A 19,198-nucleotide genomic window follows, 5' to 3' on the forward strand; every position below is an offset into this window, starting at 1 on the left:
CCGGTCAGCTTCAACATTTTCAGTAAGAAACCCGCTTCGGCGGGTTTTTTGCTTTTTACGGCAGAACCGTCCACGACGCTTTTTATGAAAGGAAAGCGGCTTACCGGTCAGCTTCAACATTTTCAGTAAGAAACCCGCTTCGGCGGGTTTTTTGCTTTCTACGGTGCGGCCTGTTCACAACGCTTTTTGTGAAAGCAAAAGCTTAAAAGCGCGAGTCTTTGCAGCGCGCCGCCATGGCGGAAACCGCTGCGCTGACGTCAGGCTCCTTAGCATAATAGAAGGTCACGCTGGATTGCTGACGGCCTGCTGCCGCAATTTCAATCCAGGCCACGTTGTCGTAATTTCTGTCCGTCAGATTATACTTTTCAATACCTTGAGTCAGGCGACCGTCCCGCCCCAGCCGAAGGTGCTGACTCTGCGCCGCAGCAAAAAGACAGTCGGCAACGTTGTGTGGATATCCCTTCAGGTAGACCTGTTTCATGTCAGGATGCGTCCCAACGCGCCCTAAATCGACACAGCCAACCAGTAAAAACACAAACATCACAGCCAGCTTTTTCATTCCCTGCTCCTCGTGTTATCGCTCACCTCTGACAATAGGCCAGAGAAAATCAACGTGCGATTAACGAACGAAATTTACCTGAGGATATAAAATAACTACGGCGCTTTGAAAATTTTAACCGTAAGCGTTAACGCTGAGGAGATAAACGATGAAAAGATCGATACTGGCCACCCATTTAGGGCTGTCTGAAGAAGAGCTGGACGAGATGGATCTGGACCCTGAAGATTTAGACGAGGGAAAAGTAGAAGAAGAGAGCAACACCTTCTTTTTTACCGTGCCGGAAAACACGCCTCAGCATATTTTAGGCAAAAAAGGCTGGTCAATCGGCGAGAGGGTCGCCGTGCCCATCAGCTTATTTGACGTATCAGGCAGCTAAACCCGTCATGCATCGCTGGCGAGTTTTACAGGAGTAGGCAACGGCGACTACTCGGCTAAATCAATCACCAGCGCGCGCGTTGGCGTGGTTGCCGCTATCGTCACGCTCTGCTCTTTTTCGATAAATGCGCCGTCGCCGCAGGCAAGCGTCTGCCGATCCGCTGAAGATGCGGTCACGGTAAAGCCGCCGTGAATTGATTGCAGATAGGCGCGCGAACCACGTAACGGCAGCGTCACATCTTCGCCCGGTTGCAGTCTCAGATGATAAATCCAGGCCTGTTGGCGAAGCTGCAGGCTCTGTTGTGCACCGTCCGGCGAGGCCAGCAGTATGGCGCTCGCGTTAGTCGGGATCGACAGGCATTGAATCGCCGCGTTTTCCCTGTCGGGACAGGCGTCCAGCCAAAGCTGCATACGCGTCAATGGCTTCTCGCCACTGATATTATGCTCGCTGTAGCTGATCCCCGGTTGGGCAGCCAGCAGCAAAGCTTCGCCCGCGCGCGCCACGACATGGTTGCCGTCGCTGTCGCGGTACTCCGCTTCGCCCTGCAGGATCAGATTAACAACATCGACCTTTGGCCAGGTTCTGGGTTGGAAGGAAGCCCCTGGTGTCAGCACTTCCTGATTGAGCACGCGTAAAGAGGCGTAGCCCAGCAGTTGAGGATCAAAATAGTGGCCGAAGGAAAACGTGTATCGCGCCTGGAGCCAGCCGTAATCGGCTTGACCACACTGTTGTACGGTGCGACTGGTAATCATATTTTCCTCCTTATTAACCGGCAAACCGCGTCGGTCATTTATTATGCCGCTATAGTAAGGCGCTGGACGCCAGATTGTTAGCCAGTTAATCTGCTTGCCATATTCAAAAATCCTGAAAGAGAACCGCTATGGCAAAAGATCGCGCTCTGACGCTGGAGGCGCTGCGAGTAATGGATGCTATCGATCGACGCGGCAGCTTTGCGGCGGCGGCAGATGAGCTGGGCCGCGTCCCTTCAGCGCTCAGCTACACCATGCAAAAGCTGGAAGAGGAGCTGGACGTGGTGCTGTTTGACCGCTCCGGACACCGAACTAAGTTTACCAACGTAGGACGCATGCTGCTGGAGCGGGGCCGGATTTTGCTGGAAGCGGCCGATAAGCTGACCACCGATGCGGAAGCGCTGGCGCGGGGCTGGGAAACACAGTTGACTATCGTTACCGAAGCGCTGGTTCCTTGCGAATATCTCTTTCCTTTGATTGATAAACTTGCCGAAAAAGCCAATACGCAAATCGCGCTGGTGACGGAAGTACTGGCGGGCGCCTGGGAAAGGCTGGAGCAGGGCCGCGCGGATATCGTTATCGCGCCGGATATGCATTTTCGCGCCTCTTCAGAGATCAACACCCGCAAACTGTACAGCATTATGAGTGTGATCGTCGCCAGCCCGGATCATCCTATCCATCAGGAACCGGAACCGTTATCGGAACCATCACGGGTGAAATATCGGGGTATTGCCGTAGCGGATACGGCGCGCGAGCGCCCGGTACTGACCGTACAGCTACTGGATAAGCAGCAGCGGCTGACCGTCAGTTCAATCGAAGATAAGCGCCGTGCGCTGCTGGCCGGGCTGGGCGTGGCGTCCATGCCGTACCCGATGGTGGAACAGGATATTGCCGAAGGGCGTCTGCGTGTTGTCAGCCCTGAATACAGCAAAGAGGTCGATATCATTATGGCCTGGCGCCGCGACAGCATGGGCGAAGCCAAATCATGGTGCCTGCGGGAGATCCCTAAGCTGCTGGCGAAGCGTCACGCGCCGCTCAGGGGATAACGCCGGCTAGCGGAAGCGTTCATCGCGCCCGTGCGGCTCGTCCCAGTCGAAAGCCGGACCGGTCGAGATAACGCCGTAGGGATTGATCGTCTTGTGGCTACGGTAATAATGATGGCGGATATGCGCCAGATCGACCGTTTCAGCGATGCCCGGCAGCTGATAAATTTCTCGTAAAAAGCCGCTCAGGTTCAGATAGTCGCCAATACGATAGCGATCGCATTTGAAATGCGTCACATAAACCGGATCGAAGCGAACTAAGGTCGTCCACAGACGCAGGTCCGCCTCGGTCAGCCGGTCGCCGGTCAGATAGCGATGCTGCCCCAGCATTTGTTCAAGCCTGTCCAGTGACTGGAAAAGGGCGGTGACCGCCTCGTCATAGGCCGCCTGAGAAGTAGCGAACCCCGCTTTATAGACGCCGTTATTAACGGTGTCGTAAACCCAGCCGTTCACCTCATCGATTTTGGCGCGTAAGTCCGCCGGATAGTAATCGCCGGCGCGGGCGCCTGCCGCGTCGAATGCGCTGTTAAACATTCGCAAAATATCGGCTGATTCATTACTGACGATAGTCTGCTGCTGCTTGTCCCAAAGTACCGGGACGGTGACCCGGCCGGTATAGTCCTTATCAGCGTGCAAATAAAGTTGATACAGGAATTCGTTCTGATAAAGGCTGTCGCCCGTCGCGCCCGCAAAATCTTCATCAAACGTCCAGCCGTTTTCCAGCATCAGCGGATGGACTACCGACACGGAAATAAGCTTTTCCAGCCCTTTTAGCTTACGCATCAACAGCGTTCGATGCGCCCAGGGGCAGGCAAGCGAAACATAGAGGTGATAGCGATCCGCCTCGGCACGAAAACCAGCTTTGCCGTCTGCGCCGGCAGAGCCGTCGGGCGTTACCCAACTGCGCCAGGCAGAATCAGAACGTTTAAAGCGTCCGCCCGTGGATTTTGTGTCGTACCAGTTATCGTGCCAGACGCCGTCAATAAGCTGTCCCATGTAAACTCCCTGATAATTAAATGATAATAAAAGAATATAACCTGTTATCAGAAAAAAGCTCGTTACTTTCTCCTAAAAATAATTATGCGATAAAATAGAGGGTATCAGGTTGGTTTTTTTAACTTTACTGGATGTAATGCCCCGGCTTTATAATTAAAAGCGCTAATTACATTCTGGTTTTCACCATTAATACAATGCCTGTTTTAAGGCTGCCTTTATTCTGTATTGATTTGGGCCTGTAGATATTTGACTTTTTTTGCTGGCTGTCATTAAAATAGTTCCTCGCCTGTTTTATGGCGTGGGGTTATTAATAAAAAAGGAGAATTTTATGCGTGAATTAAACAGCCAGGAAGTTGACGTCGTCTCAGGTGCCGGCTTCTTTGCCGATTTAGGTAAAAGCATTGGCGCAGCAATTGGAGGCGTGGTAGATCTGGGCACCTCTGCTGGCGGCCTGACAACGGATGCAACCTCGGCGGCGGGTACGCTGGGATCCGGTATCGGCAGCATTCTGGAACTGGATTTCATTAGCGCTATTACGAATATCGGTTCCGGCATCGTCGGTATCGTTAATTTTGGCATCAGCGCTATCTCACAGATCAAAAATAAATCGGCTTAATTAGCGGTCTGGTTCGGAGAGTCACATCTCCTGGTATTATTTTTATACCATACAGAAAAATTAACGTTATAGTCGTCTGGTTAAGAAATTGGTTAATCTTTTAATCAGATACGCTGGCGCTTATTGAAAGCAGGGCATAAAGCCCTGCTTTCATCATTTTTTATTTTTTTCTTTTAATTAAGCGGTCAAGGCTGTATGCGCCAGGGCCGGTAATAAACAGCAGCAGATAACCACCAGAGATACTCATATTTTTCATAAAGTTAATAGAGTTACCGTCCACGCTGAAATTACTGTGAAACACAAATGCGGTAATCAACGTAAAAATAGCGGTGGAGATAGCGGTAAAGCGCGTCAGGAAGCCAAACAGGATAGCCAGACCGCCGCCGAACTCCAGCAAAATGGTCAGCGGCAGTAAAAAGCCCGGTACGCCCATTGCTTCCATATACTGTTGCGTGCCCGCATAACCAGTAATTTTTCCCCAGCCCGCCACGATAAACAGGACAGGCATCAAAATACGCGCGACCAGAAAGCCGATATCTTCTAATTTTTTCATGTTAATCCCCGATAAATTTTATCTGGCCTGAATAGCTCCTGGCCGCATGAAGCCCGGTTGTGACGCTGAATACGCGTTAATTCCCGGTCGTTGCAGAAGATAATATTCGTCAGGAGAGAGGATTGTAAGCGAGTTAAACTGTCAAAGTTCTTCAGAAAAATTGAGTATTCAGGTTCAGCGAGGCTGAACCTGAGAAGGAACAGAAAGCATCAGCGGCCCGGCAGGAAGTTGCGTACCATACGCACCGTACTCCAGATACCCAGGCCGCGCTTGGCCCAGCGGGTAATACGGCGTGGATTACGCACCGACCAGATAGCCGCCAGGCCGCTGCCGACCGCAATATAACGCTTCAGGCTGAGCAGCGTTAGCCAGCCGCGATCGTAACGGGCAGTACTTTCCAGCCAGAATTTCTTTTGGATGCTGAGATCGAGCCGCTGCTGTTGGATCTGACGCAGCAGTTCGGCCTTACGCTCGTCACGCTCGCGGCTCATTAATCGTTCTCCAGTAGCTTACGATCGGATTTCAGTTCTTTACGGGTAGCGCCCAGAAGGGTGGAACGACGAGATTTGGCCAGCGTCCAGAGTCCAAAGAACAGCGCTAATGCAAAAAGCACCGCCGTGGTAATGCCGATAGCCATCAGGCGATACTGTGCATCCACCGCCCAGATAATGAGCACCATCAGGCTCATCAGGCCAAAAGCGGTAAAGAGCATGGTCAGCCCGACCATGATCAACAGCTGGATCAGGTTCGCCTTCTCTTCTTCCAGCTCCACGACGGCCAGCCTGACGCGGGTTTCTACAATCCCGACCAGAGTGGTGACGAGGCGCTGCCCGATGTTGATGACCCCTTTGCCTGGGCCCTGGCTTTGCTGGGAATCTTTCATTGTTATCGACGCGTCAGCAGCACGCCCAGCACTACGCCGATAGCGGCGCCGATGCCCACGCTGGTCCATGGATTTTCGCGCACGTAAACGTCCGCATTATCGGCAACTTCACGCGAAGTTTTGGCGAGGCGATCGCCGGAGTCGCCTAAACGTGCGCGGGTATCTTTCAGCGCGCTCTGTGCTTTGCTACGCAGCTTGTCCAGCTCGTTTTTTGATTTGTCAGTGGTGTTGCTCAGCACTTCTTCCAGCGTATCCGCCAGATTCTTTAATTCCGCACGCAGATGATCGGAAGTGATATCTTTTGACATAACAAACTCCTTTATAATCAGTAATGAGAATCCTGCCTGCCTCAGTAAGGGGCGGCCTGGACTTCCTTCAGTTCACGTTTTGCTTCTGCCAGCTTGCGTTCACGTTTAGCGATTTTCTCTTTATCATCGCCATCCGCTCTCTCCTGGTTCAGCTCTTTTTGCCGCTCTTCCACTTTCTGCTGCAGCTCATCGATCTTTTCCTGATGGCTCGCCTTCAGTTTGTCGTCCGTACAGCCCGCGCGAGCCTCCGTCAACGCCCGCTCCAGACCAGTAACGCGGCGCTGGTTGTCGTGCTGACGGGCTAAATCGATCTCGTGCTGAATGTCCTGCTCTTTTTGCAGGCACAGCGAGTCTGCCGCCTGAGCGAAAGTGGTCAGGGATAAAAGGCTGAGGCCAAGGATCGTGCGGTATTTCATAAAGTGACCTTCCATTGTTTGGGTTCGCTGATACAACCCCGTTAATCCTGTCATGCTTGCCGCTTACGCCGGCCAGTTAAGCATAGTCAGGAAATGCGGAAAGCTCAAAAAGAGAGAAGATTCTTAAGGATAGAGGCCCGGAAGTGGCACTGCCGGGCACGTTTCTTAGCCGATGCTCTGCTTATGCGGGCTGATGCGGCTGAGCCACTCAGAAGATTGTTCGAGCTGAGCGATATCAAAGCCTTCCGGCAGCAGGCGGCGCAGTACTTTCTCGGCGGCGGTACTTTGCTCCTGTGAATCAAATTTAATCACCAGCGTGTTTTTATCCGGCGTGATGCTTTTAATATGGATGCCTTCCGCGTTCAGCCGCTGATAGACATAGAAGCCGTCTGGCACCGTAATACCCTGGCGAGAGGCCCGAATTTGCAGCGCCGTTTCACCGCCAAACAGGGCAGGCAAAAGCGCAATCATTGTCAGCGCAACCGATGCCAGCGCCACCAGGCCCAGTATTCGTTTGCGGGAAGCGTAATTTTTCATCATGAGTTTCCTTTCTCATTCATAGTGCGTTTCTTTTTCCATAAAACATAAAGCGACCCAAACAGGCCGACAACCAATAAAATCAGCGGCAGCATCATCAGGCAAGCCATCAGCTGATCTTCATACCGCTGAAAAAGAGGCGTTCTGCCCAGCGCAAAGCCCAGCACCGTCAGGATCAGTACCCAAAGCAGCCCGCTCACCCAGTTGAAGAACTGAAAGCGCGCGTTGTTTAAGCCCGACAGCCCGGCAATGGTCGGCAGCAGCGTGCGGACAAAAGCGATAAAGCGGCCGATCAACAGGGCCGAAAGCCCGTGGCGATGGAACAAAGCGTGCGCGCGCTGATGATACTGCGCGGGTAGATGGGCGAGCCAGCGCTGCACCGTGGCCGTATTGCCCAGCCAGCGCCCCTGAATATAGCCTACCCAGCAGCCCAGGCTGGCGGCGGTAGTCAATACCAGCAGCGTAAGCGGAAAATTCATCGTGCCTTTGGCAATCAGCACGCCGACCAGGATCAGCAGGCTGTCGCCCGGCAGGAAAGCGGCAGGAAGCAGGCCATTTTCCAGAAATAAGATCATAAACAGCACTAAATAGATTGCCCAGACCAAGGAGGGATCGGCCAGCATGACATAATCCTGGTGCCAGAGGGCATGGACCAGCGCTTTTAAAATATCCATAAAGTGTCCCTGAATAGCATTTTCGCCATGTTCCGGCAAAGTTCATCACAAATGGTTGTAGTTAGTATGCGTGCGGAACCTGGTCTTAACACGAAAAAAAGAAACAAAGGTGAAAATAAACGGCCTGTCGGGCTTGATACGCCGGGCCGTCAAATCGTTATGAATGCGGTCTGATAAGCCTGGGCAAAGCCAGCATTACCGTTGTTGTACAGGCGCAATCAGGAGGTGCAAAGGAGTTTTACACAGGCTGACATAATTAGAGGGTTAACTGCAATAATTTCGCCGCCTGGCGGCGGCAAAACCCTTACTTATCGGTCACAGAGATGCCTTTGATGGCGACAACGGGATTTTCAGTAAACATGTAACGATCGATGCTGGGTTCAAAATCGTCTGAAGTGGCTTTAAACAGCATCTGGCGGGTATGTTCAAGGTGCTGCCACATGGCCAGCTTGCTGCCGGCCGGATCTTTACGCATCAAGGCGTTAAGTATGCGATCGTGATCGTCACACCAGCTTTCCATAGCGCTGTCGTCAATGTGTTCATGCAGTTTCAGCCAGTAGGGGTTGTGCAAACGGTGCAGCCACATTTTTTCTACAATAGCGGCCAGCGCGCCGTTTTGCGTGGCGCGGGCAATCTGCACATGGAATTTTAAATCCCATTCTGAATCACGGAAGCGATCTTCTTTTCTGGCCTGCTGCTGGATTTCCATTAACTGCTGAATATCCTGCCGGGTTACCTGAGTGGCGGCAAACTCTGCCACATTGCTTTCAATCAGCTGGCGAGCCTGTAGCAGTTCAAACGGGCCAAAGCTGGCAAATTCTGACTGTTCGTCCGGAACGACGCTGTTTCTCTGGTGTTGTGAGATCACATGGATACCTGAGCCTTTGCGTACCTCAACGTATCCTTCTACTTCCAGCATGATGATCGCTTCACGCACCACAGTGCGGCTGACGCCCATTTCTTCTGCAATAAAGCGTTCAGCCGGTAATTTCTCGCCAACGGCATAAACCCCTTCCTCCAGACGACGTTTAAATTCCGCAGCGAGCTGCTGGTAAAGACGTCGGGATTCGGCCAACACCATAATCTTTCTCCTGCCGCACAATGATGGAATTTGTTATACCACTTCCGCCGGGCGGGAGAAACCCGGACTAGCGCGCGGCGGCCCCGGCCGACCTGACGCTCTGCTGCTTCTGATCGACTGCGGGTTGGTTGCTTAATAATGTCCAGATAGCTACTGCGCCAAGCACATCCATCAGCGCCAGCACGGCGAACAGCGGACTGAATCCCAGCGTGTCCGCCAGGGCGCCGACGATCAACGCAAACAGCGTGCTGGCGCTCCAGGCCGCCATCCCCGTCAGGCCATTGGCGGTCGCCACTTCATTGCGGCCAAACACATCGGAGGAAAGGGTTATTAACGCGCCCGACAGCGCCTGATGAGCAAAGCCGCCTACGCAAAGCAGGGCAATCGCGGTGTAGGGACTGCTAAATAAGCCAATGGTGCCGGGAGCAATCATCAGGAGCGCGCCCATAGTAACCACCAGCTTACGCGAGACGATAAGATTGACACCGAACCAGCGCTGGAACAGCGGCGGTAGATAGCCACCGATGATGCAACCAAGATCGGCGAACAGCATCGGCATCCAGGCGAACAGCGCAATTTCTTTCAGATTGAAGCCGTAGGCCCGAAACATAAACAGGGGGATCCAGGCGTTGAACGTTCCCCATGCGGGCTCAGCCAGAAAGCGCGGTAGCGCGATCCCCCAGAATTGCCTGCTGCGAACAATTTGCCAGGCGCTCATTTTGGTCGCATTGCTGACCTGATGGTGCGCTTCCTGGCCTGAAAGAATGTACCGACGCTCGGTTTCATGCAGTTTTTTATGATCTTTTGGATGCTGATAAAAAATCAGCCAGCATAACGCCCAGATAAAGCTAAGGATGGCGGTAACAATAAAGGCCATCTGCCAGCTGTGCGCCACGATAGCCCAGACAACCAGAGGCGGTGCCAGCATGGCGCCAATGGACGAGCCGACATTAAAATAGCCTACCGCGATAGATCGTTCTTTGGCCGGAAACCATTCGCTGCTGGCTTTTAATCCGGCGGGGATCATCGCTGCCTCTGCCGCGCCTACGGCGGCACGAGCCAGCGCCAGTCCCGTCCAGCTATTGGCCAACGCCGTGGCTCCGCAAAAAATCGCCCAAAGAATGGCAAACAGAGCGTAACCCACTTTCGTTCCCAGCACGTCAAGGATATAACCCGCGACGGGTTGCATCACGGTATAGCAGGCCGAATAGGCGGCGACGATATAGGAGTACTGCTGGGTCGTGATATGCAGCTGTGATTCCAGCGTAGGCGCGGCAACGGCAATCGTATTGCGTGTCAGGTAGCCCAGCACGGTGCCCAGCGTGACCAAACCTATCATATACCAACGCAGTCCTTTGATTTTACGCATAAAATTCTCCCGCTTTTTCTAATCCCTATTGATTTATGGCTTCCTTTTCAACGCGGGACGGCTTGCTGGTTGGCACCCGCACGTTAACTCTCCAACCGCCGTACTGTCAGGAGGCTGAATGCCGCAACAATAACTTGTCATACAGATTCTAAAGGAGAGAAACGTCACAATTGCAGCCCAGACGGCTAATGTTTTTTTAATATTTTATTAATCAATGCCTTATTTTTTACCACGGCAACGCCGTCAGGCGTAAATGGCATTTTTGTGATCGGGATTGCACAAAATTACGCCGTATCTCAATAATTGGTATGATAACTTTGCAGCAAAGGATATTGACCACAGGAGAAGGGTATGTCGGGATTTATGCAGGAAGATTTTTTGCTGTCGGGAGAGTTTGCGCGCCGCTTGTACCATGAGTTTGCAGCCGGGCAGCCCATTTTTGACTATCACTGCCATCTGCCGCCGCAGCAGATTGCCGAGGATTATCGATTCAAAAATCTGTATGACATCTGGCTAAAAGGCGATCATTACAAATGGCGAGCGATGCGGGCGAATGGCGTACCGGAAGCGCTGATTACCGGTAACGGCAGCGATCGTGAGAAGTTTGCCGCCTGGGCCAGCACGGTGCCCGATACCATTGGCAATCCTCTTTACCACTGGACGCATCTTGAGCTGCGTCGACCTTTTGGCATTACGGACACGCTGCTGTCGTCGGAAACGGCGGAAGAAATATGGTCGCGGTGCAACGCGCTGTTGGCACAGGATGCGTTCAGCGCCCGCGGTATCATGCAGCAGATGAATGTGAAAATGGCGGGCACGACCGACGATCCGGTCGACGACCTGCGCTACCATCGCCTGCTCGCTGAAGATGCCAGTTTCGCTGTCAAAATATTGCCAGGCTGGCGTCCTGATAAAGCGCTCAATCTGGAGGCTGGCGGCTTCTGTGACTATCTGCAAAAACTGGCTGCGGTTAGCGATACGGATATTGTCCGCTTCGACGATCTCCGCCAGGCACTCAGCCGCCGGCTTGACCATTTTGCCGCTCACGGCTGTAAAATTGCCGACCATGCGCTGGATATTGTGCTGTATGCCGATGCGGACGAAGCCACGCTGGACGGCATCCTGGCGCGGCGTCTTGCCGGAAAAAGCCCGAACGAGCTGGAGATTGCGCAATTTAAAACGGCGGTGCTGGTATGGCTTGGCGCGCAGTACGCTCAGCGCGGCTGGGTTCAGCAGTATCATATCGGCGCATTGCGTAACGCCAACAGTCGTCAGTTTGCGCGGCTGGGGCCGGACGTGGGCTATGACTCTGTTAACGACGCTCCGATCGCCGTACCGCTGGCGCGTTTGCTGGATGCCCAGCACCGAAAGGATGCGCTGCCAAAAACCATTCTCTACTGCCTGAACCCACGGGATAACGAAGTTATCGCCACGATGGCCGGCAATTTTCAGGGCGAAGGAGCGCCGGGGAAAATGCAGTTCGGTTCCGCGTGGTGGTTCAACGATCAGAAAGACGGCATGACGCGACAGCTGACGCAGCTGGCGCAAATGGGCATGCTCAGCCGTTTCGTTGGCATGTTAACCGACAGCCGCAGCTTTCTCTCCTACACGCGGCATGAATATTTCCGTCGGCTGCTGTGTGAAACCATCGGTGGCTGGGTGGATAACGGCGAAGCACCGGCCGATCTCAATCTGCTGGGCAAAATGGTGGAAAACATCTGTTTTAACAATGCGCGCGACTATTTTGCCGTTGAGCTGTAACCGCCGTCCTGAACCGTTGCGGCTCCGCTACCAGTACGGACAGAAAACGCCCCGGGCGAAACGCAATACCGGGAAAGGAGCGCAATGCCGTACCGGGACTGACCGCAAGGGTAACGGTATTTGTGCCACGACTTATCAGCAAGGGCATACGCCAGCCCCGCTTAGCTGAGGAAAACATTATGCAGCGTTACATCCGGATCGATCCTGAAGATAACGTCGCCGTCGCGCTGGCTGACCTGGCGGAAGGCGAGGCGCTGGAAGCAAACCGGCACGTAATCGTGTTGCAACAGCCTGTCGCGCGTGGGCACAAGTTCGCCCTTGTGCCGCTGGCTGTGGATGAGCCGGTTATAAAATATGGCCTGCCTGTTGGACGTGCCACCCAGGCGATCGCCGCAGGGGAAGGGGTCCATTCTCATAACCTCTGTACCAATCTTGGGGACGTGAATGCCTATCGCTATCGGCCGGATTTCGTCACGCTGCCAAAACCGGCTGGCGATCGCGAAGTGCAGATTTACCGCCGCCGTGACGGCAGGCCCGCCATTCGTAACGAACTCTGGCTCCTGCCAACGGTTGGCTGCGTCAACGGTATAGCAAAGCAAATGGTGGCCCGCTTTATGGCAGAAAGCGAGGGCGCGACAGATATTGACGGCGTTTTCCTCTTCACCCATCCGTATGGCTGCTCGCAGCTGGGAGAAGACCATCTCAATACGCGCACCCTGCTGCAAAATATGGTGCACCATCCAAATGCCGGCGCGGTACTGGTGATAGGTTTGGGCTGCGAAAACAATCAGATCGATGCTTTTCGCGAGACGCTGGGCGAAGTGGATGCCGATCGCGTCGGCTTTATGACGCTACAGCAGCACGATGATGAAGTGGAAGCCGGGCTGGCTCAACTGCGTCGCCTGTATAAAGCGATGCGCAACGATCGCCGCGAGGCTGGACGGCTAAGCGAGCTGACGTTTGGCCTGGAATGCGGCGGCTCGGATGGCCTTTCCGGCATTACCGCTAACCCCTTGCTGGGGCGTTTCTCAGACGAGGTGATAGCCAACGGCGGCACCACCGTGCTGACGGAAGTGCCTGAAATGTTTGGCGCCGAACAGACCCTGATGAACCGCTGTCGGGACGAAGCAACCTTTCGCAAAACTGTCGATATGATTAACGATTTCAAGCGTTATTTCCTGCAGCACCATCAGCCCGTTTTTGAAAACCCTTCGCCGGGCAACAAAGCGGGCGGCATCACTACCCTGGAGGAAAAGTCGCTGGGCTGCACGCAGAAAGCGGGTCGGAGCCAGGTGGTGGACGTGCTGAAATATGGCGAGCGCGTACGCAAGCCGGGGCTGAATTTACTCAGCGCGCCGGGCAATGATGCCGTGGCGACCAGCGCGCTGGCGGCGGCGGGCTGTCATATGGTGCTGTTCAGTACCGGCAGGGGCACGCCCTACGGCGGCTTTGTGCCCACCGTTAAGCTGGCGACCAACAGCGAACTGGCGGCGAAGAAACCGCACTGGATCGATTTTGATGCCGGGCCTTTGCTTCAGGGCGTGGAGATGACGACGCTACTGGAAAAATTTATCGATCTGCTGGTGGAAATCGCCTGCGGCCGTCAGACCAGAAACGAGCTGAATGATTTTCGCGAGCTGGCGATTTTTAAAAGCGGGGTGACTTTATAGCGGGCGCGTAACGCTGCGCGACAGGGCGAGAAACCCCACCCGTTCGGCAGGGCAGGATTTCTCGCTGAGCAGGGCGCCATCTTTTGACGGCGCCGCCGGTTAAGCTTTTTGTTCCACCCGACGCTCTTCGGCCATGCAGGCCGCGGCGGTAAACAGAATATCGGCGGAAGAATTCAGCGCCGTTTCGGCGGAGTCCTGCAGAACGCCGATAATAAAGCCTACGGCTACCACCTGCATCGCCACATCGTTAGGGATGCCGAACATATTGCAGGCGACGGGGATCAGCAGCAGCGAACCGCCCGCCACGCCGGACGCGCCGCAGGCGCAGATGGAGGCCACAAGGCTAAGCAGGATCGAGGTGCCGATATCTACATGGATGCCCAGCGTATTCACCGCCGCCAGCGTCAGCACGGTAATGGTGATGGACGCGCCCGCCATACTGATATTGGCGCCCACGGGGATCGAGACGGAATAGGTGTCTTCATCCAGATTAAGCTTCTTCGCCAGCGCCATATTTACCGGGATATTGGCCGCCGAACTGCGGGTAAAGAAGGCGGTGACGCCGCTTTCCCGCAGGCAGGTAAAGACCAGCGGGTAAGGATTACGGCGGATCTTCCAGTAGACCAGGATGGGGTTGATAACCAGCGCCATCAGCAGCATACAGCCCAGCAGCAGGGCAAGCAGATGCGCGTACTGCCACAGCGCCGAAAAGCCGGTAGAGGCCAGAATCGACGCTACAAGGCCGAAAATACCGACAGGAGCGAAGCGGATCACAATACGCACCAGGTAAGTCACGGCGTCGGAGGCATCATTCAGGAAAGCGCGCGTGGTGTCGCTGCTGTGGCGGAAAGCGAAGCCCAGGCCAATCGCCCACACCAGGATGCCGATATAGTTGGCATGCATCAGCGCGTCGATCGGGTTGGAAACCATGCTCATCAGCAGGCCGTTTAAGACGGCCAGGATACCGGACGGCGGCGTGATTTCATTATTGGCGGCGCTCAGCGTCAGCGTCTGCGGCAGCAAATGGCTGAACGCCACAGCCAGCACGGCGGCAAAAAACGTGCTCAGCAGATACAGTATCACGATAGGGCGGATAGAGGTTTTCTGGCCCTGCTTGTGGTTGGCGATAGAGGAGATCACCAGCACCATGACCAGCAGCGGCGCTACGGCTTTCAGCGCGCTGACAAACAGCGAGCCGAACAGGCTGACGGAAAGCGCGCTCTCTTTGGAAAACCACGCCAGCGCCACGCCAGCGACCAGACCGATCAAGATCTGCGTAACCAGGCCTGCCTGCATCAGACGCTGCAACAGGCCGGGACGATTCTTTTCATTACTCATATAAAAACCAGCTGTAAAAGTGATGGAATGCGCCTCAGCGTCGTGTGCGCTGAACTGACGGCATCGGTGTGTTTGCGCAGGCAGTATAAGGAAATGTGTTGGCAGGGGAAGCGAAAAGTGGCCCGACGGCGGCGGAATATTCTGCTGTCGGGCCTGGCTGTTACGTCAGGGTAAAAGTTATTTCCGCAGCGCTAAACGATCGTTGCGGCGGTTAACCAGAGCGTTAATCAGCAGCGTAATGGCCAGGATACCGCCGACGATGCTCAACGAAACCGCCACCGGAATATGATAGAAATCGACGATCAGCATCTTGATACCGATAAAAATCAGCACGATCGCCAGACCATATTTCAGCATAGAGAAGCGTTCCGCCACGTTAGCCAGCAGGAAGTACATCGCGCGCAGGCCAAGAATAGCGAACAGGTTAGAGGTCAGGACGATAAAGGGATCGGTAGTAACGGCAAAAATAGCCGGAATGCTGTCCACGGCGAAAATAACGTCGCTCAGCTCGACCATAACCAGCACCAGCAGCAGCGGCGTGGCGTAGAGCAGGCCGTTGCGGCGCACAAAGAACTTTTCGCCTTCCAGGTTATCGGTCATGCGCAGATGGCCACGCAGCCAGCGCACCACCGGCTTATCGCCTACCGCGCCTTCATCGCCGCCTGCCATCGCCATTTTGACGCCGGTAAACAGCAGAAACGCGCCGAACAGGTAGAGGATCCAGCTGAATTCCGACACCAGCCAGCTGCCGGCGAAAATCATGATGGTACGCAGCACGATGGCGCCCAGCACGCCGTAGATCAGCACGCGGCGCTGAAGCGCAGCAGGAACGGAGAAGTAGCTGAACAGCATCAGCCAGACGAAAACGTTATCGACGGCCAGCGCTTTTTCCAGCACGTAACCGGTCAGAAAGGCGAGGGATTGCGTATGGGCGATCTGCGGCCCGACGGTTTCTTTCAGATACCACCACAGCCCGGCGGCGAACAGCAGCGAGAGGCTAATCCAGACCAGCGACCAGAAGGCGGCCTGCTTCATCGACATGGTTTGCGCGCCGCGCCGCCCCTGCATCAGCAGATCGATGGCCAGCATAATCACCACCACGACAGCAAAGCTGCCCCAAAGTAACGGCGTGCCTACAGTATTCATAGTTTTTTCCTGTCAAAAATAAAATGGCCAACATCGGAAGACGTCAGCCACACTATTTTTGCTGTGAGCAAACCTCGCCTTCCGGCAAGGTCTCACTTACAGTCAGCTTGCTGACTGCCCGGCAACCGGGCGCTTACGCACCGTAATGACGATTGACCGACGAAGAAGTTACTCCCCTTTGCAGCAGTGAAGATAGTGGCCGCGAGCACATTGGTCAATCTTACGCAGAAATATTTAGCAATATTTACACGACGGCCAGCGCATCGGCAGGAAAAACCACGCCGGTCTGACGACGGATCTCCGTCAGTAGCGCCGCCGTGATGCGCGTCACGGTCAGGCCCGGATGGTCTACAGCGTGTTCCTCCACCAGCCGGACAAAGGTTTCCGCTTCGTACAGTAACGTGTTGATGTGCTGAGGCTGGCTAAGATCCTGCGGCTTCGCGCCGCGCGGTATGAAATGGATCTGCTGGCAGTCGGCCAGCTGCCCGATAACCAACGATCCCGCTTCGCCCTGGATTTCGCCGGGCAGATCGGACTGGCTGACTTTGGAGTGCAGCAGCGTCACGTCGAAACCGTCGTAGCTCATAACCACCGTACCGTGGGCGTCGACGCCGCTCTCCAGCAGCGAAGCCGTGGCGACCACGCGCGCCGGCTCGCCCCACAGGCTGACCGCCGCTGCCAGGCAGTAGTAGCCGATATCCATTATCGAGCCGTTTGACCAGGCCGGATTAAACGTATTCGGGTTCTCTCCCTCCAGATAGCGCTGATAGCGTGATGAATACTGGCAGTAGCTAAACAGCGCCTTGCGCAGCTTGCCGACCTTCGGCAGCGCCTGGCGCAAAATGTGAAAGTTCGGCAGGCTGGCCGTTTTAAACGCTTCGAACAGCACCACCTGATTAGCGCGCGCGCAGGCGATCATCGCTTCCGCTTCGCGAAGGTTAGAGGCAAGCGGCTTCTCGCAAATCACGTGCTTCTTGTGCTGTAAAAACAGCAGCGCCTGCTGACAGTGCAGCGCGTTAGGGCTGGCGATATAAACGGCGTCTACCGCCTCCGACTGCGCCAGCCGATCGAGAGAGGTAAAAAAATGCTCAACGGGATAGTCGCGGCTGAAGGCCTGAGCCTGCTCCAGCGTGCGTGAATAAATGGCGGTAAGCTTCATTTTGCCGGTTTCGTGCGCGGCGTCGACAAACTGACGCGTAATCCAGTTGGTTCCAATAACAGCGAAGCGGATCATAATTTTTCCCGAACGGTTGATTCATTGAGCCGGGCGCCGTGCGCGCCGTAACCTTATCTACCAGCGTAGCAGGCAAAAAAGCGCGGCGGGCGCGCTGACTATTTGATTTTTAACGCTGCCTCTCTCACGATAAGAGCAGGTTAACGGCGGCGAGGTCAAAAAATTCATGTCCACAGGCAGTAAACATGCACTTAACTGGACCAGCCTGCTGGTCGCTATTCCTGTGGGGCTGGCGGCTTCGCTGGTGACGCTGGGTTTCCGCTTGCTGATAGAAGGCATCAATCTGCTGATGTTCGGCAGCCGTCAGGATGTGACCCAGGCTATCGGCGTCTGGCCCTGGTATACGTGGCCGCTGATTGTCGGCGGCGGCGGGGTACTGGCCGGATTTTTTCTGCGCTACGCCACCGCTATTGAACAGAAAGCGACGGTTCGCACCGATTATCTGGAAGTGATCAACGCCAGGCTGGACGCGGTGCCGACCAAAACCTCGCTGTTTCGCGCGCTCTCTTCCATCGCCAGCATCAGCAGCGGCGCGTCCATTGGTAAAGAGGGGCCGATGGTGCAGCTTTCGGCGCTGGTAGGCAGCCTGATGGGACGCTTCTGCTTCAAAAATCTGCCGCTGAAGAATACGGACGTCGTGGCGATGGCCGCGGCAGCCGGGCTCTCTTCCGTTTATCATGCGCCGCTTGCCTCGGCTATCTTTGTGGCGGAAATCGCGTTCGGTATTTCCGCCTTACAGCGGCTGATCCCGCTGATTATCTCGGCTGGCGTGGCCGTGCTGACCATGTCCGCGCTGGGCTATCGTTCCGCCATCTACCCTTTTGCCCACGCGCAGTTTGCGCTGACGCCGGAAAACATGCTGCTGACGGTGCTGATTGGCCTGCTGGCGGGCCTGGCCGGCTGGACGCTGATTTGGCTGATCGCGCAGAGCCGTAAGCGCTTTAGCCGCGTTAAAAGCCTGCCGCTGCGGCTGGGGCTGGGCGGCGTGATGGTGGGCGTGCTGGCTATCGGCAGCACTAAGGTGCTCGGCAACGGCTATGAGGTGATTGTGGAGATCATGGCCGGCAGCTTTATGCTAAAAGGGCTGATTGCGCTGCTGCTGTTAAAGATGCTGGCCACGGCTATTTCGGTTGGCTCCAACGCTGTCGGCGGGCTGTTTACGCCATCGCTGCTGACCGGCGCGCTGTTGGGCGTGGTGGTTGCCAGCCTGGCCGCGCTGGCCGGGCTGCCGGTGGATAACGTCGTCATTTTCGCCGCTGTGGGGATGGGCGCGGTGCTGGCCTCGGTCAGCCAGGCGCCGCTGATGGCGATGCTGATGGTGCTGGAAATGACGCTAAACAGCAGCCTGCTGTTTCCAACCATGATCGCCTGCGTGCTGGCTTTTATGGTGGTGTACCGTCTGCAATCCAGCAGCACCTATCCGGTTATTCAGCGCCATTTCAGCCGTTCGGACGCCAAGTTCGATTTTGACAACGGCATTATCTCGCAGTTTATCGTTTCCGGCGCGGCGCTACAGCCGCAGGATCCCGTCGGCAAGGCGCTGGCGGTGAGCTCGCTGAAGCGCGAACGTTTCGTCTATGTGATTAACGAAACCGGTCAGTTTATGGGCGCGGTGTCGATCCACGATATTTCGCGCAAGGTGCTGGATAAGGAGATTACGCTGAACTCGCCGATAAGCTGCGTAACGGACGAGAATTTCCCTTATATTTTTGAGAATCAAACCATTACGGAAGGTTGGGAAGCCTTCGCCAGGGTGACGCTGGAGCGTCTGCCGGTGCTGAATAATCCCGTCGAGCGCAAGTTTCTGGGCGCGCTTACCAAAACCAGCCTGATCCAGAAAGCGAAGGACTTTTTATAATGCGACAGCAGGTCGCGGCGAGCACGGAGGC

Annotated in this window: 21 protein-coding genes; 6 read left to right on the forward strand and 15 right to left on the reverse strand. The window is 55.1% G+C overall.

Annotation, left to right across the window (positions count from 1 at the left end):
* Positions 1 to 202: 202 nt before the first annotated feature.
* Positions 203 to 559, reverse strand: a complete 357-nt coding sequence (locus tag QCD69_RS17670) for a hypothetical protein (protein ID WP_301252931.1) — start codon at positions 557 to 559, stop codon at positions 203 to 205.
* A gap of 148 nt (positions 560 to 707) precedes the next feature.
* On the opposite strand from QCD69_RS17670, the gene QCD69_RS17675 reads away from it, so the two are divergent.
* Positions 708 to 935: a hypothetical protein gene (locus QCD69_RS17675; RefSeq protein ID WP_253455785.1), complete on the forward strand. Its 228-nt coding sequence runs from the start codon at positions 708 to 710 to the stop codon at positions 933 to 935.
* A 47-nt stretch (positions 936 to 982) separates the two neighbouring features.
* Here the strand turns inward: QCD69_RS17675 and QCD69_RS17680 are convergent, their stop codons facing one another.
* Positions 983 to 1,687, reverse strand: a complete 705-nt coding sequence (locus QCD69_RS17680; RefSeq protein WP_301252933.1) for a pirin family protein — start codon at positions 1,685 to 1,687, stop codon at positions 983 to 985.
* Positions 1,688 to 1,815: 128 nt separating this feature from the next.
* Between QCD69_RS17680 and QCD69_RS17685 the strand changes: the two genes are divergently transcribed.
* Entirely contained in the window at positions 1,816 to 2,730 is a 915-nt protein-coding gene (locus QCD69_RS17685) for a LysR family transcriptional regulator (protein ID WP_301252934.1), read from the forward strand.
* Positions 2,731 to 2,736: 6 nt separating this feature from the next.
* Here the strand turns inward: QCD69_RS17685 and QCD69_RS17690 are convergent, their stop codons facing one another.
* A complete protein-coding gene (locus QCD69_RS17690) occupies positions 2,737 to 3,723 on the reverse strand; it encodes a glutathione S-transferase family protein (RefSeq protein WP_301252935.1) in 987 nt (328 codons plus the stop codon).
* 328 nt (positions 3,724 to 4,051) lie between these two features.
* Between QCD69_RS17690 and QCD69_RS17695 the strand changes: the two genes are divergently transcribed.
* Positions 4,052 to 4,339, forward strand: coding sequence for a hypothetical protein (locus QCD69_RS17695; RefSeq protein ID WP_301252936.1), 288 nt, complete (start codon positions 4,052 to 4,054; stop codon positions 4,337 to 4,339).
* A gap of 160 nt (positions 4,340 to 4,499) precedes the next feature.
* Here the strand turns inward: QCD69_RS17695 and QCD69_RS17700 are convergent, their stop codons facing one another.
* From QCD69_RS17700 to QCD69_RS17740, 9 genes are all read right to left on the reverse strand, one after another.
* Complete coding sequence (locus tag QCD69_RS17700) at positions 4,500 to 4,892, reverse strand: DoxX family protein (RefSeq protein ID WP_125290362.1); 393 nt, start codon at positions 4,890 to 4,892, stop codon at positions 4,500 to 4,502.
* A 209-nt stretch (positions 4,893 to 5,101) separates the two neighbouring features.
* On the reverse strand, positions 5,102 to 5,383 hold the full coding sequence (locus QCD69_RS17705) for a YqjK-like family protein (protein ID WP_253455775.1): 282 nt from the start codon (positions 5,381 to 5,383) through the stop codon (positions 5,102 to 5,104).
* Positions 5,383 to 5,775, reverse strand: coding sequence for a phage holin family protein (locus QCD69_RS17710; RefSeq protein WP_125290364.1), 393 nt, complete (start codon positions 5,773 to 5,775; stop codon positions 5,383 to 5,385). Before QCD69_RS17710 ends, QCD69_RS17705 begins: the two co-directional genes overlap by 1 nt.
* A 2-nt stretch (positions 5,776 to 5,777) precedes the next feature.
* Positions 5,778 to 6,083, reverse strand: a complete 306-nt coding sequence (locus QCD69_RS17715) for a DUF883 family protein (protein WP_125290365.1) — start codon at positions 6,081 to 6,083, stop codon at positions 5,778 to 5,780.
* 41 nt (positions 6,084 to 6,124) lie between these two features.
* Complete coding sequence (locus tag QCD69_RS17720) at positions 6,125 to 6,499, reverse strand: DUF1090 domain-containing protein (protein ID WP_148101255.1); 375 nt, start codon at positions 6,497 to 6,499, stop codon at positions 6,125 to 6,127.
* A 165-nt stretch (positions 6,500 to 6,664) separates the two neighbouring features.
* Positions 6,665 to 7,039, reverse strand: coding sequence for an EnvZ/OmpR regulon moderator MzrA (gene mzrA / locus QCD69_RS17725; protein ID WP_253455772.1), 375 nt, complete (start codon positions 7,037 to 7,039; stop codon positions 6,665 to 6,667).
* Entirely contained in the window at positions 7,036 to 7,710 is a 675-nt protein-coding gene (locus QCD69_RS17730) for a DedA family protein (protein ID WP_253455768.1), read from the reverse strand. The genes mzrA and QCD69_RS17730 overlap by 4 nt, the downstream gene beginning before the upstream one ends.
* 304 nt (positions 7,711 to 8,014) lie before the next feature.
* Positions 8,015 to 8,791: a transcriptional regulator ExuR gene (exuR, locus tag QCD69_RS17735; protein ID WP_301252938.1), complete on the reverse strand. Its 777-nt coding sequence runs from the start codon at positions 8,789 to 8,791 to the stop codon at positions 8,015 to 8,017.
* Between the two features lie 67 nt (positions 8,792 to 8,858).
* Positions 8,859 to 10,160: an MFS transporter gene (locus QCD69_RS17740; protein WP_253455761.1), complete on the reverse strand. Its 1,302-nt coding sequence runs from the start codon at positions 10,158 to 10,160 to the stop codon at positions 8,859 to 8,861.
* Between the two features lie 351 nt (positions 10,161 to 10,511).
* Between QCD69_RS17740 and uxaC the strand changes: the two genes are divergently transcribed.
* Positions 10,512 to 11,921 carry a glucuronate isomerase gene (uxaC, locus tag QCD69_RS17745; protein ID WP_301252940.1) on the forward strand — a complete coding sequence of 470 codons (1,410 nt, stop codon included), beginning with the start codon at positions 10,512 to 10,514 and terminating at the stop codon, positions 11,919 to 11,921.
* Between the two features lie 179 nt (positions 11,922 to 12,100).
* Entirely contained in the window at positions 12,101 to 13,591 is a 1,491-nt protein-coding gene (locus QCD69_RS17750) for a UxaA family hydrolase (protein ID WP_301252941.1), read from the forward strand.
* Positions 13,592 to 13,690: 99 nt separating this feature from the next.
* Here the strand turns inward: QCD69_RS17750 and sstT are convergent, their stop codons facing one another.
* From sstT to QCD69_RS17765, 3 genes are all read right to left on the reverse strand, one after another.
* Positions 13,691 to 14,929 (reverse strand): serine/threonine transporter SstT, encoded by a 1,239-nt coding sequence (gene sstT / locus QCD69_RS17755; protein WP_253455753.1) that lies wholly within the window; start codon positions 14,927 to 14,929, stop codon positions 13,691 to 13,693.
* A gap of 177 nt (positions 14,930 to 15,106) precedes the next feature.
* Positions 15,107 to 16,075, reverse strand: a complete 969-nt coding sequence (locus QCD69_RS17760; protein ID WP_301252943.1) for a TerC family protein — start codon at positions 16,073 to 16,075, stop codon at positions 15,107 to 15,109.
* 244 nt (positions 16,076 to 16,319) lie between these two features.
* Entirely contained in the window at positions 16,320 to 17,309 is a 990-nt protein-coding gene (locus tag QCD69_RS17765) for a Gfo/Idh/MocA family protein (RefSeq protein ID WP_301252945.1), read from the reverse strand.
* Positions 17,310 to 17,475: 166 nt separating this feature from the next.
* Here QCD69_RS17765 and QCD69_RS17770 point away from each other — a divergent pair, with 166 nt between their 5' ends.
* Complete coding sequence (locus QCD69_RS17770; RefSeq protein ID WP_301252947.1) at positions 17,476 to 19,167, forward strand: chloride channel protein; 1,692 nt, start codon at positions 17,476 to 17,478, stop codon at positions 19,165 to 19,167.
* Positions 19,168 to 19,198 lie beyond the last annotated feature (31 nt).

The sequence above is a fragment of the Erwinia sp. PsM31 genome (genome assembly GCF_030433775.1).
Classification (GTDB): Bacteria; Pseudomonadota; Gammaproteobacteria; order Enterobacterales; family Enterobacteriaceae; genus Erwinia; species Erwinia aeris.

What these genes read in the sequence shown, in the direction of transcription:
- QCD69_RS17670 (WP_301252931.1), bottom strand. Translation starts at nt 559, where the DNA reads ATGAAAAAGCTGGCTGTGATGTTTGTGTTTTTACTGGTTGGCTGTGTC.
- QCD69_RS17675 (WP_253455785.1), top strand. Translation starts at nt 708, where the DNA reads ATGAAAAGATCGATACTGGCCACCCATTTAGGGCTGTCTGAAGAAGAG.
- QCD69_RS17680 (WP_301252933.1), bottom strand. Translation starts at nt 1,687, where the DNA reads ATGATTACCAGTCGCACCGTACAACAGTGTGGTCAAGCCGATTACGGC.
- QCD69_RS17685 (WP_301252934.1), top strand. Translation starts at nt 1,816, where the DNA reads ATGGCAAAAGATCGCGCTCTGACGCTGGAGGCGCTGCGAGTAATGGAT.
- QCD69_RS17690 (WP_301252935.1), bottom strand. Translation starts at nt 3,723, where the DNA reads ATGGGACAGCTTATTGACGGCGTCTGGCACGATAACTGGTACGACACA.
- QCD69_RS17695 (WP_301252936.1), top strand. Translation starts at nt 4,052, where the DNA reads ATGCGTGAATTAAACAGCCAGGAAGTTGACGTCGTCTCAGGTGCCGGC.
- QCD69_RS17700 (WP_125290362.1), bottom strand. Translation starts at nt 4,892, where the DNA reads ATGAAAAAATTAGAAGATATCGGCTTTCTGGTCGCGCGTATTTTGATG.
- QCD69_RS17705 (WP_253455775.1), bottom strand. Translation starts at nt 5,383, where the DNA reads ATGAGCCGCGAGCGTGACGAGCGTAAGGCCGAACTGCTGCGTCAGATC.
- QCD69_RS17710 (WP_125290364.1), bottom strand. Translation starts at nt 5,775, where the DNA reads ATGAAAGATTCCCAGCAAAGCCAGGGCCCAGGCAAAGGGGTCATCAAC.
- QCD69_RS17715 (WP_125290365.1), bottom strand. Translation starts at nt 6,083, where the DNA reads ATGTCAAAAGATATCACTTCCGATCATCTGCGTGCGGAATTAAAGAAT.
- QCD69_RS17720 (WP_148101255.1), bottom strand. Translation starts at nt 6,499, where the DNA reads ATGAAATACCGCACGATCCTTGGCCTCAGCCTTTTATCCCTGACCACT.
- mzrA (WP_253455772.1), bottom strand. Translation starts at nt 7,039, where the DNA reads ATGATGAAAAATTACGCTTCCCGCAAACGAATACTGGGCCTGGTGGCG.
- QCD69_RS17730 (WP_253455768.1), bottom strand. Translation starts at nt 7,710, where the DNA reads ATGGATATTTTAAAAGCGCTGGTCCATGCCCTCTGGCACCAGGATTAT.
- exuR (WP_301252938.1), bottom strand. Translation starts at nt 8,791, where the DNA reads ATGGTGTTGGCCGAATCCCGACGTCTTTACCAGCAGCTCGCTGCGGAA.
- QCD69_RS17740 (WP_253455761.1), bottom strand. Translation starts at nt 10,160, where the DNA reads ATGCGTAAAATCAAAGGACTGCGTTGGTATATGATAGGTTTGGTCACG.
- uxaC (WP_301252940.1), top strand. Translation starts at nt 10,512, where the DNA reads ATGTCGGGATTTATGCAGGAAGATTTTTTGCTGTCGGGAGAGTTTGCG.
- QCD69_RS17750 (WP_301252941.1), top strand. Translation starts at nt 12,101, where the DNA reads ATGCAGCGTTACATCCGGATCGATCCTGAAGATAACGTCGCCGTCGCG.
- sstT (WP_253455753.1), bottom strand. Translation starts at nt 14,929, where the DNA reads ATGAGTAATGAAAAGAATCGTCCCGGCCTGTTGCAGCGTCTGATGCAG.
- QCD69_RS17760 (WP_301252943.1), bottom strand. Translation starts at nt 16,075, where the DNA reads ATGAATACTGTAGGCACGCCGTTACTTTGGGGCAGCTTTGCTGTCGTG.
- QCD69_RS17765 (WP_301252945.1), bottom strand. Translation starts at nt 17,309, where the DNA reads ATGATCCGCTTCGCTGTTATTGGAACCAACTGGATTACGCGTCAGTTT.
- QCD69_RS17770 (WP_301252947.1), top strand. Translation starts at nt 17,476, where the DNA reads ATGTCCACAGGCAGTAAACATGCACTTAACTGGACCAGCCTGCTGGTC.